5 protein-coding genes and 3 tRNA genes are annotated in these 11,954 nt (G+C 39.7%); 1 reads left to right on the top strand and 7 read right to left on the bottom strand.

Annotation, left to right across the window (positions count from 1 at the left end; all coding sequences use genetic code 11):
• Positions 1–118 precede the first annotated feature (118 nt).
• Positions 119–787 carry a prepilin peptidase gene (locus EJK17_RS06300; RefSeq protein ID WP_127796286.1) on the top strand — a complete coding sequence of 223 codons (669 nt, stop codon included), beginning with the start codon at positions 119–121 and terminating at the stop codon, positions 785–787.
• 60 nt (positions 788–847) lie between these two features.
• Here the strand turns inward: EJK17_RS06300 and rpoC are convergent, their stop codons facing one another.
• The 7 genes from rpoC to EJK17_RS06265 form a co-directional block, all read right to left on the bottom strand.
• Positions 848–4,513, bottom strand: a complete 3,666-nt coding sequence (rpoC, locus tag EJK17_RS06295; RefSeq protein WP_103660837.1) for a DNA-directed RNA polymerase subunit beta' — start codon at positions 4,511–4,513, stop codon at positions 848–850.
• Positions 4,514–4,528: 15 nt separating this feature from the next.
• Positions 4,529–8,167 carry a DNA-directed RNA polymerase subunit beta gene (gene rpoB / locus EJK17_RS06290; protein WP_103660838.1) on the bottom strand — a complete coding sequence of 1,213 codons (3,639 nt, stop codon included), beginning with the start codon at positions 8,165–8,167 and terminating at the stop codon, positions 4,529–4,531.
• A gap of 228 nt (positions 8,168–8,395) precedes the next feature.
• Positions 8,396–10,876, bottom strand: coding sequence for an ATP-dependent Clp protease ATP-binding subunit (locus tag EJK17_RS06285; RefSeq protein ID WP_103660839.1), 2,481 nt, complete (start codon positions 10,874–10,876; stop codon positions 8,396–8,398).
• Between the two features lie 70 nt (positions 10,877–10,946).
• Positions 10,947–11,405, bottom strand: coding sequence for a GAF domain-containing protein (locus tag EJK17_RS06280; RefSeq protein WP_103660840.1), 459 nt, complete (start codon positions 11,403–11,405; stop codon positions 10,947–10,949).
• Positions 11,406–11,546: 141 nt separating this feature from the next.
• Positions 11,547–11,620, bottom strand: a tRNA-Pro gene (locus tag EJK17_RS06275).
• Positions 11,621–11,656: 36 nt separating this feature from the next.
• Positions 11,657–11,731: transfer RNA gene (locus EJK17_RS06270), tRNA-Gly, on the bottom strand.
• A gap of 124 nt (positions 11,732–11,855) precedes the next feature.
• Positions 11,856–11,927: transfer RNA gene (locus EJK17_RS06265), tRNA-Gly, on the bottom strand.
• Positions 11,928–11,954: the final 27 nt, after the last annotated feature.

Here is an 11,954-nt window from a genome sequence, read left to right as displayed (position 1 = left end):
ACATCAAGTGTCTAAAAGCGACAGGGCATATCGTTTTACTACTACTTTAATTCTACAAGAGAACAAAAATAGTGAATCAATTATCCCGTCGGATAACTAATTCACTATTTAGCTTAGAATGTTTATTTTAGTTAATTTTTATATCGGAAGTTGTTTGGCATCCCATGCCGCTGTCATTTTTGAGCGTAGACATCATGAAAATTTTATTTTTGGCCGCTCTCATTGCAATAATTGTCATAATGAATTGAGCTTACTTGATGAATTACCACTTATTTCTTATCTTGGGCTTAAAGGAAAATGTCGTTATTGCCAAAGCGAAATTCCTTACGAGTTATTTTTAATCGAAATTATCGGTGGTTTAGCATTTATTAACTTTGACTTTTCAGAAGTAGTGGGAATTAAAGATGCCATTTTTCTATTCTTTTTTCTTGTCATTGCCATCTTTGACTTTTATGAGCAAGAATTTCCGACTATTCTCTTACTGCCCTTAATCGGAATTGCCAGCAGTTATTATCCTTTCAATTTTACGAAATTCGAATGGTTTGAATTAATTGTCGTCTCAGCGGTTTTGCTACTTCAAGTACTCACAAAAAAGCTCGGAAGCGGAGATTTAATTATTTACCTCGCTCTGGCATTTAATTTTTCACCCACTAGTGCAAACTTAGTTTTTCTCATTGCATCTTTATTATTGCTCTTACATTATTTACTTAAAGCGAACAAGTCTAAGCGAGCCTTTGCCTTTGTTCCATACTTGTTTGTTAGTTTAGTTATTTTGCAAACACTATAAAAAAAGCGCCTCTATCATTTTGATAGAAGCGCTTTTTTATGTTTCTCTAACAGAATTTTTTTATTTCTTCAAATCTGCTTGCTTTTCTTTCTCTTTCATTTGCTTTTCAATATCAGCAATTGAGTAAACAGATTGTGGCTTAGCTACGTCTGCTTGTGGTTCCATATTACGGTAAACAGGCATACCAGTACCAGCTGGAATAATCTTACCAATAATAACGTTTTCCTTGAGTCCAAGAAGTGGATCGTTCTTGCCTCTAATTGAAGCATCAGTAAGAACCCGCGTAGTTTCCTGGAAGGAAGCAGCTGACAAGAAACTATTAGTTTCCAAAGCGGCCTTAGTAATACCTAAGATTACGCTTTGAGCAGTTGCTGGAATACCACCAGAAATAATTACTTGCTTGTTCCGGTCTCTAAATTGAGCAATATCCATCACTTCACCTGGCAAGATGTCAGTTTCACCTGGATCAAGAACACGAACTTTTTGCAACATTTGACGAGTTAAGACTTCGACGTGCTTATCTGAAATATCTACACCCTGCATTCTATATGCCTTTTGAACTTCAGCCAAGATGTATTCTTCAGTAGTCAAAGTATCAGTTACTTGGATCAATTCCTTAGGATCAACAGAACCAAGAGTTAACTTATCACCACGGTGAACGAAATCACCTTCGCTAACAGCAATTGAAGCAGTATAAGCAACATCGTAAGTTCTCGTATCAATCTTACCTTTAACAGTAATTTCACGAGTGTGATCTGCTGGGTTTTCTTGAATTGAATCAATTACCCCATCAACTTCGGAAATAGTAGCACGACCCTTAGGGTTACGAGCTTCGAACAATTCTTGCACACGAGGCAAACCTTGAGTAATATCTTCGGCACCGGCAACACCACCGTTGTGGAAAGTTCTCAAAGTAAGCTGAGTACCTGGTTCACCAATTGATTGAGCGGCAACAGTACCTACTGCTTCACCAACTTCAACTTCTTCACCAGTAGCAAGGTTCATACCATAACACTTGCGGCAAACACCATGTGGCGTATCACAAGTAAGGATTGACCGAATCTTCACTTCAGTAACACCAGCATCTACTACCTTGTGAGCTAAGTTTTCATCCATCATGACATCCTTAGCAACGATAGTTTCACCAGTCTTTGGATCCTTAACAGTTTCAGCAGTGAAACGACCAAGCAAACGATCGAATAATGGTTCGATCATTTCGTCACCTTCCATGATAGCCTTAACTGTAATACCACGATCAGTACCACAATCGTCATCACGGATAATAACGTCCTGAGCTACATCAACCAAACGACGAGTCAAGTAACCTGACTGAGCAGTCTTCAAGGCCGTATCAGTCATACCCTTACGAGCACCGTGAGTGGACATGAATAATTCCAATACTGACAAACCTTCTTTAAAGTTGGAAGTAACAGGAATTTCGAACAAACCACCGTTAGGAGTGGCCATCAAACCACGCATCCCGGCTAACTGTGTAAAGTTAGAAATGTTACCACGGGCACCTGAGTCGGCCATGATAGTAATTGGGTTTCTTGGATCGTAGATTTGGGCAATTTCGTTCTGAACTTCGTCCTTACATGCGTTCCAAATACTAATTACTCGATCGTGACGTTCTTGTTCAGTAATAAGTCCACGTCTAAATTGCTTAGAAACAAGGTCAACTTGCTTGTGGGCCTTATCTACCTTTTCATCCTTATCAGTAATTTCAGGAACATCGTTCATACCGATAGTAATACCGGAAGTAGTTGAACTAGTGTAACCTAACTTCTTCAAATCATCCAAGTATTCTGAAGTTCTTTGAACCTTGTAGTACTTGTAGATTGTAGCAATTGAGTCTGATAAGAAGTCTTTCTTGAATGGGTTAGCAATTAAATCATCAGCTACATCATCAATCTTCTTCTTAATGTCTTCACCATCTTTTAAGAAGTACTTTTCATCCAAAGGATTGTTCAAGTTAGCTTCAGTTGGTTCATTAATGTAGAAGTAGTCATCTGGGAAGATTTGGTTGAAGACAATCTTACCGTAAGTAGTGATGAAAATTCCATGTTCATAGCCCTTAGGCCATGGCTTCTTAGGCATTGAATCAGCAGCCATACCAATAATTGTATGGTAGTGAATATCACCATTTTCATAAGCTACTGCAGCTTCTGCTGGTGAAGTGAAGATCATGCCTTCACCTTCACGGCCCTTTTCAGCTTGAGTTAACCAGTAGTTACCCAATACGATATCCTGTGAAGGAGTAACGATTGGCTTACCATCCTTAGGAGCCAAGATATGGTGAGCAGCAAGCATTAACAAACGTGATTCAGCAACAGCTTCATCTGAAAGAGGAACGTGAATAGCCATCTGGTCCCCATCGAAGTCGGCGTTGTAGGCTTCACAAGCTAATGGGTGAAGTCTAATTGACTTACCTGGTACCAAAACTGGTTCAAAGGCTTGGATACTCAAACGGTGAAGAGTAGGTGCCCGGTTCAAAAGAACTGGACGTTCCTTAATTACGTCTTCAAGTACATCCCAGATATCGTCATCTTCACGATCAATCTTACGCTTAGCATTCTTAATGTTAGAAGCAATTCCGCGCTTAACTAATTCATGCATAACAAATGGCTTGAACAATTCAAGAGCCATTGGACGAGGAACACCACATTGATAGAACTTCAATTTTGGTGAAACATCGATAACTGAACGACCAGAGTAGTCAACACGTTTACCAAGCAAGTTTTGACGGAAACGACCTTGCTTACCTTTAAGTAAGTGTGAAAGTGACTTCAATGGACGGTTACCTGGTCCAACAACTGGACGGCCACGACGACCGTTATCAATCAATGCATCAACTGCTTCTTGAAGCATCCGCTTTTCATTTTGAACAATGATGTTAGGAGCATTCAAATCAAGCAATCTCTTCAAACGATTGTTACGGTTAATAACACGTCTATACAAATCGTTTAAGTCAGAAGTAGCGAAACGTCCACCTTCCAATTGGACCATCGGACGAAGATCTGGTGGGATAACTGGAACAGCATCCATTACCATCCATTCAGGCTTATTGCCTGAGTTCTTAAAGGCATCCAAAATGTCCAATCTTCTGATAGCACGAGTACGCTTTTGACCAGTTGCAGTTTGAAGTTCTTTCTTCAAATCTGCAACTTCTTTAGCTAAATCAACTTGCTTAAGCAAGTCACGGATAGCTTCTGCACCCATCTTGGCTACGAAGCGATTACCATATTTAGCCTTTTGTTCACGGTATTCAGCTTCAGTTAACAATTGCTTAGGTTCAAGATCGGTATCGCCAGGGTCAATTACGATGTAAGCAGCAAAATAAATTACTTCTTCCAATAATCTTGGGGAAATATCCAAAACCAAGCCCATTCTTGAAGGGATACCCTTGAAGTACCAAATGTGGGTAACTGGGGCTGCTAATTCAATGTGACCCATCCGTTCTCTTCTAACTTTAGAAGAGGTAACTTCAACACCACAACGATCACAGACAATTCCGCGATATCTAACACCCTTATACTTACCGCAGGCACATGACCAATCTTTTGTTGGTCCAAAAATTCTTTCATCAAACAAGCCATCTTTTTCAGGCTTTAAAGTACGGTAGTTGATGGTCTCAGGCTTCTTAACTTCACCATATGACCAGCTTCTGATCTTGTTAGGTGATGCAAGACCAATTTGCATACTTTCAAACTTATTTACGTCGATCAAAAGTTTAACCTCCTACTATTTAGAAACTTTATCGTCGGACTTGTCTACTGGAGCTTCTTCAGGTTTATCTTCAGTTTTCTTTTCCTTATCTTCTGATTTATCAGTTTCTTCGGCTAACTTCTTCTTTTGTTGTTCTTCTGCCATCCGTGACAAAGTATCGATATTCAAATGTTCATTTGAATCGTCATCCATATCACGCAATTCAATTTCGTTGTGATCTAAATCAAGCACCCGAATGTCCAAACCTAAAGATTGTAATTCCTTAACAAGAACACGGAATGATTCAGGAACACCTGGCTTAGGAATACGTTCGCCCTTGACAATAGCTTCATATGCTCTTACACGACCGACAACGTCATCTGACTTGTAAGTCAAGATTTCTTGCAATGTGTAAGCTGCACCATAAGCTTCAAGAGCCCAAACTTCCATTTCACCAAAACGCTGACCACCGAATTGTGCTTTACCACCAAGTGGTTGTTGAGTAACCAATGAGTAAGGCCCAATTGAACGAGCGTGAATCTTATCGTCAACCATGTGAGTAAGCTTCAAGTAGTGCATGACACCAACTGAAACACGGTTGTGGAATGGTTCACCAGTCCGACCATCATAAACGACAGTCTTACCGTCTTTATCAACGCCGGCTTCACGAACAGTATCCCAAACATCGTCTTCATCAGCACCATCAAATACTGGAGTGGCAACGTGAATACCTAATTGACGAGCAGCAGCACCCAAGTGCAATTCCAAAAGCTGTCCGATATTCATACGTGAAGGTACACCCATTGGGTTCAAACAAATATCTACTGGCGTACCATCTGGCAAGTATGGCATATCTTCTTCTGGAACAACTGCAGCAACAGTACCCTTGTTACCGTGACGACCAGACATCTTGTCCCCAACTTGAATCTTTCTCTTTTGGGCAATGTAAACACGTACCATGGTGTTAACACCTGGTGCAAGTTCATCGCCAGCTTCACGAGTGTAGACCTTAACGTCTTGGACAATACCGCCACCACCGTGAGGTACACGAAGTGAAGTATCACGAACTTCACGTGCCTTTTCACCAAAGATAGCGTGCAACAATCTTTCTTCAGCTGATAATTCAGTCACACCCTTAGGAGTTACCTTACCAACTAAGATATCACCATCATGAACTTCGGCACCGATCCGAACAACACCATCAGCATCAAGATCCTTCAAAGCATCTTCACCAACGTTTGGCAATTCACGCGTAATTTCTTCAGGACCAAGCTTAGTATCACGAGCTTCTGATTCGTAATCTTCAATACTGATTGAAGTGTAAACATCATCCTTAACTAAACGTTCTGAAAGCATGATGGCATCTTCATAGTTGTACATGTTCCAGGTCATGAAGGCAATCAATGGGTTTTGACCTAAAGCAAGTTCACCATGATCCATGGTTGGACCGTTAGCAATTACATCGCTTGCTTCTACTTGGTCGCCCTTTCTAACATTTGGAGTTTGGTTGTATGACTTAGAGTTGTTAGAACGACGGTATTTTTCAAGGGTGTACTTGTCTAAAGTACCATCTTCACGTCTAATTCTGATTTCACGACCATCAACATATTCAACTGTACCGGCAGCCTTAGCTAAAAGTGCAGCACCTGAGTCGTGAGCAGCACGGTATTCCATACCAGTACCAACCAGTGAACCATGAGGATTAATTAATGGGGCAGCCTGACGTTGCTGGTTGGCACCCATCAAAGCACGGTTAGAGTCATCGTTTTCAAGGAATGGGATACATGCAGAAGCAACAGACACAACTTGTTTTGGAATAACGTCCATGTAGTCAATCTTATCTGGAGAAACTTCGACGTTATCTTCCTTATGACGGGCTAAAATTAAGTCTTCCTTAAATGAACCATCTTCATTCAAAGGAGTGTTAGCACCGGCAATGATGTAGTTATCTTCCACATCAGCAGTTAAGTAGTCGATCTTATCAGTAACCTTGTGGGTTTTCCAAGATACACGACGGTATGGAGTTTCAATAAAACCGTACTTGTTAATAATTGCGTAAGTTGCAAGTGAGTTGATCAACCCAATGTTAGGACCTTCTGGAGTTTCGATTGGGCACAAACGACCATAGTGAGTATAGTGAACGTCACGAACTTCATATCCGGCACGATCACGAGTCAAACCACCAGGCCCTAAGGCTGACATACGACGTTTGTGAGTCAATTCACCCAATGGGTTGTGTTGATCCATGAACTGTGAAAGTTGTGAAGAACCAAAGAATTCCTTGATACTTGCAACAATTGGACGAATGTTAATCAATTGTTGTGGCGTAACAGTTGAAGGATCTTGAATAGACATTCTTTCACGAACAACACGTTCCATTCTTGCTAAACCAATTCTGAATTGGTTTTGAAGAAGTTCACCAACACGACGAATACGACGGTTACCCAAGTGGTCGATATCATCAGTCGTACCAATTTGATCTTGAAGAGCAAAGAAGTAGTTAATTGAAGCCAAAACATCAGCTGGAGTTAAGTGCTTAACATCATCAGCAATATGACCATTAGAAATTAACTTAACTTCACGTTCTGGATCTACCTTTGAGTAAACCTTAATTTCTTGAACAGTAATTGGGTCTGGTAAAACACCTTCCTTAGAAGCCTCATAAGTTACCATCTTGAAGTCATCACGATCAAGGTACTTTTCAAGATTATCCATAACTTCGTGAGTAACAACAGTACCCTTCTTAGCGATGATTTCACCAGTATCTGGATCAGCTAAAGTTTCTGCTAAAGTTTGACCGTATAAACGGTTCTTAAGAGAAAGCTTCTTATTGATCTTGTAACGACCAACTGGAGCTAAATCATAACGACGTGGATCAAAGAATCTTGCGTACAAAAGTGAACGTGAAGAGTCAGTAGTCTTAGGTTCACCTGGACGAAGTCGTTCGTAAATATCCTTTAAGGCTTCAGCAACCCGAGAATCAGCAGGATTCTTGTGTACATCCTTGTCCAAAGTAAATTGCAAAGTATCACTTTGACCAAAGAAATCAAGAATATCACTATCTGAGCCGATTCCCATTGCTCTAATCAAAACACTCAATGGCAACTTACGAGTCCGGTCTACACGTACATAAGAAACATTCTTGGCATCAGTTTCATATTCAAGCCAAGCCCCACGGTTAGGAATAACAGTGGTACCAAAGATTTGGCGACCGTTCTTATCAAATTCACCTGAGTAATATACACCAGGAGATCTAACCAACTGAGAAACGATAACTCTTTCAGCACCGTTAACAATGAAAGAACCTGATTCAGTCATCAATGGCAAATCACCAAAGAAAACATCTTGGGTCTTAATTTCACCAGTTTCTTGGTTAGTTAATTTTAAAGTTACATGCATTGGTGCAGCATAAGTTGCATCATGATCACGAGCTTCATCGACAGTGTACTTAGGCTTTTGTAATTTATAGCCAACATATTCTAATGAAAGCTTACCTGAGAAGTCACCGATTGGCATAATATCATCGAAAACTTCTTTAATACCTTTGTCGAGAAACCACTTATATGACTGGGTTTGAACATCGGTCAAGTTAGGAAGTTTCAATACTTCCTTAATCTTTGAGAAACTACGTCTTGTTCGATGTTTACCGTAATTCACTACGTGTCCGTTTAACAAGGAAAAACATCCTTTCTGTTAGAGAAAGCAAATATTACATTTCTGTTACAAATTAAAAAAACTGGATTTATGAGCATAAAAAAGACAAAAACAACATGTGTCGTTTTTGTCTCTTTATCATTTTGCTGGACAATAGATCAGCAAAATCCTGAAATTCAGCCTTTTAAATCAGCAATTAATATACAGTAAAATTGCACTTTTGTCAAATCTGACGGCTATTCTTCAGAACTAATTTTTAACTTTTTCATTAGCATGAACAATGGCAAATTTTAACTTATCATGACTAGCACCAATCTTTAAAGTATCACCAGCTTGCAATTCACCATTAATCAACATTTCAGCAATCTTATCTTCGATATCATTCTGAATAGCGCGTCTTAATGGCCGAGCTCCCATTTCTGGGTTATGGCCATCCTTGGCCATCTTATCAAGCGCAGCACGTGATAACTTCAAAGTAATTTTCTTTTCAGCCAAACGAGCAACTAACTTGTGTGTGAGCAAAGTTACAATTTGACGTAATTGTTCTTTAGTTAATTCTTCAAAGATAATGGTCTCATCAATTCGGTTTAAAAATTCTGGCCGGAAGAATTGCTTCAACGCTTGATCAACTTTTTCAGCTCGAGCCTTAGCTTGATCGGCATTATCAGCATTAAAGCCAACGGCTTTACTGTCAAACAAGTTTCGCGTACCCAAGTTAGAAGTCATGATAATGATAGTATTTCTGAAGTCAACTTTGCGTCCTTTAGAGTCAGTTAAAAAGCCTTCATCAAGAACTTGCAAAAGCAAGTTAAAAACATCTGGGTGAGCTTTTTCAACTTCGTCTAATAAAACCACAGAATATGGATGACGGCGCACTTGTTCAGACAATTGGCCACCTTCTTGATAACCAACATAACCAGGGGCGGAACCAATTAACTTACTTGTTGCAATCGCATCCATGTATTCAGACATATCGATTCGAATCATATTATCTTCTGAACCAAACATGGCAGCAGCGACAGCCTTGGCTAATTCAGTTTTACCTACCCCAGTTGGACCAAGGAATAAGAAAGAACCAATTGGGCGATGTTCATCTTTAATCCCACTCCGGCTACGACGAATTGCCCGAGAAACTGCTGCAATTGCTTTATCCTGACCAATTACACGTTCATGTAAAATTGCTTCTAACTTAGCCAGTTTCTTAGTTTCATCCCGCTTCATTTGCGTAACTGGGACACCGGTCCAAGAAGAAACAACCTTGGCGATATCTTCAGGTTCAACAACTGCATTAGCACTATTTTGTTCATCCAGTTTATTAAGAATTTGTTCTCTTTGGGCTTTTAAGCTATTCTGCTTATCTTGCAATTTGGCTGCTTCGACAAAGTTCTGACTGGCAGCAGCTTCATTTTTTTGATCAATAACCTTCCGCAATTGTTGTTCAATTTGGATTAATTGAGTACTAGAACCAGCATTATGCTTAATTTTGACTGCTGCACTCGCCTCATCAATTAAGTCAATCGCCTTATCTGGTAAGTAACGATTAGAAATGTAGCGCGTTGACAAAGTAATTGCATCTTTCAAACTAGCATCAGAAATCTTAACGTGGTGGAACTTTTCATATTTTGGTCGTAAGCCTTCCAAAATGTGCAAAGTAGCTTCTTTAGAAGGTTCATTCAAGCGAACTTGTTGAAAACGCCGCGCCAAAGCTTGATCTTTTTCAACGTATTTTTGATATTCATCAAAAGTCGTTGCCCCAATCATTTGAATATCGCCGCGAGCTAAAGCAGGCTTCAAAATGTTAGAAGCATCAATGGCGCCATCAGCACCACCGGCACCAATTAAGGTATGCATTTCATCAACAAACAAAATGATCTTACCGTCCTTGGTAACTTCGTTAATGACCTTCTTCATCCGCTCTTCAAATTCACCACGATATTTAGTTCCGGCAACTAAATTAGCTAGGTTTAATGACATGACCCGTTTATTCAATAAGTCACTTGGAACTTGCTTTTTAACAATTGCAGTTGCAATGGCTTCGGCAACAGCAGTTTTACCTACCCCTGGTTCACCAATTAATACAGGATTATTCTTTGTCCGCCGTGACAAAATTTGAATTACCCGTTTGATTTCTGGATCACGTCCAATCACCGGGTCGATCTTCTTTTCTCGTACGCGCTGATTCAAATCAACCGCAGCTGCATCCAAAACTGGTGTATTACTACGCTTACCTTTATTTGTACTATTCACTGATTGACTATCACTCCCACGCCAATTATTCGAATCATCAAAGTCTTCACTCATATTCAGAATATCTTCGATATCATCCCGTAAGTGCTCAATATCAACGTTTAAACTCTTAAGAATCATCGCTGATAAGACTTGTTCACTGGCCACTAAGCCTAAAAGTAAATGACCGGTTTGAATTTCATGATCACCATTGCGATCAGCAGCTCTTTTTGCATAATCTAAAGCCAAAGTCAGACGTGGCGATAATTCCATATAATTCGTATTAGCTGCAGAACCGTAACCAGTATAACGTTCTATTTCTTCCCGGACATTAGTTGGCGTTAAGCCCCAAGAACGTAAAAGCTTTCCGGCTTTACCATCAGATTCAATTACTAAGGCAAGCAGAACATGCTCGGTCCCAATTAATCGATGATGGAAATTCTGTGCTTGTTCACGTGCAATTTCTAAAACTTGATTAGCATTTTTACTGTAAGAATTTTCCATATTAACACCACCTCAAAAATCGACGCTCATTATTTTAGTGATTTACACCTTAGATGTAAAACAATATAGCTTAATGAGCAAAAATCAGTTGGGCAATTTTTTCTAAATATTTTTGATCAAGTTGGTCAAAATTATTAAATTCAGTTGAATCAAAGTCAAAGACGCCCCAAAGTTTTCCTGCTTTAAAGATTGGTACCACAATTTCTGAATTTGAAGCACTATCACAAGCAATATGCCCAGAAAATTGATGAACATCTTTAACTATTTGCGTTTGTTCTGCTTGAGCCGTGGTCCCGCACACGCCCTTGCCCAGAGCAATGTGGACACAGGCAGGTTTGCCTTGAAACGGTCCAAGAATTAATTCATTATTTTTAAGACGATAAACTCCAGCAAAGTTAACGTTAGCTAATTCTGAAAATAATAAAGCTGATAAATTAGCGACATTAGCAATCCAATCATCTTCACCATCAATCAATGCGGCGGCTTGCTTAACTAGTAATTGATATTGTTCTTCCTGTGCGGCTGCCATTTTACTTCAACTCCCTTAAAAGGTTTACGTCATTATAACAAACTCACTGAGCTTCTACTAGTATAATACTTATTATTTGTAAGCTAATTTTACTCAAAAGAAAAGCCTAGGTAAAACCTAGACTCTTTACTTTTCAAATAATCGGGAAAACAAGATTTGAACTTGCGACCTCTGCGTCCCGAACGCAGCGCTCTACCAAGCTGAGCCATTTCCCGTAAAAAAAGACTCACCATTCGGTGAGCCTTCTATCTTGGAGCGGAAGACGGGATTCGAACCCGCGACCCCCACCATGGCAAGGTGATGTTCTACCACTGAACTACTTCCGCAACAACAAATATAATTATAGCAAACCTCGTTCACTTTGCAATACCTTTTTTGAAAAAAATCACTTTTTATTTTTAACAAAAATAGGCACAAAAAAAGACTCACAACCGTGAGCCTTTATCTTAGAGCGGAAGACGGGATTCGAACCCGCGACCCCCACCATGGCAAGGTGATGTTCTACCACTGAACTACTTCCGCAGTACAAAAAGTATTATAGCAAAGTTA

This window comes from Lactobacillus xujianguonis (assembly GCF_004009905.1).
Taxonomy (GTDB): Bacteria; Bacillota; Bacilli; order Lactobacillales; family Lactobacillaceae; genus Lactobacillus; species Lactobacillus xujianguonis.
Note: the sequence above shows the minus strand (reverse complement) of the source record. Positions and strands in the feature narration are given on the sequence as shown.

What these genes read in the sequence shown, in the direction of transcription:
- EJK17_RS06300 (WP_127796286.1), top strand. Translation starts at nt 119, where the DNA reads ATGTTTATTTTAGTTAATTTTTATATCGGAAGTTGTTTGGCATCCCAT.
- EJK17_RS06285 (WP_103660839.1), bottom strand. Translation starts at nt 10,876, where the DNA reads ATGGAAAATTCTTACAGTAAAAATGCTAATCAAGTTTTAGAAATTGCA.
- EJK17_RS06280 (WP_103660840.1), bottom strand. Translation starts at nt 11,405, where the DNA reads ATGGCAGCCGCACAGGAAGAACAATATCAATTACTAGTTAAGCAAGCC.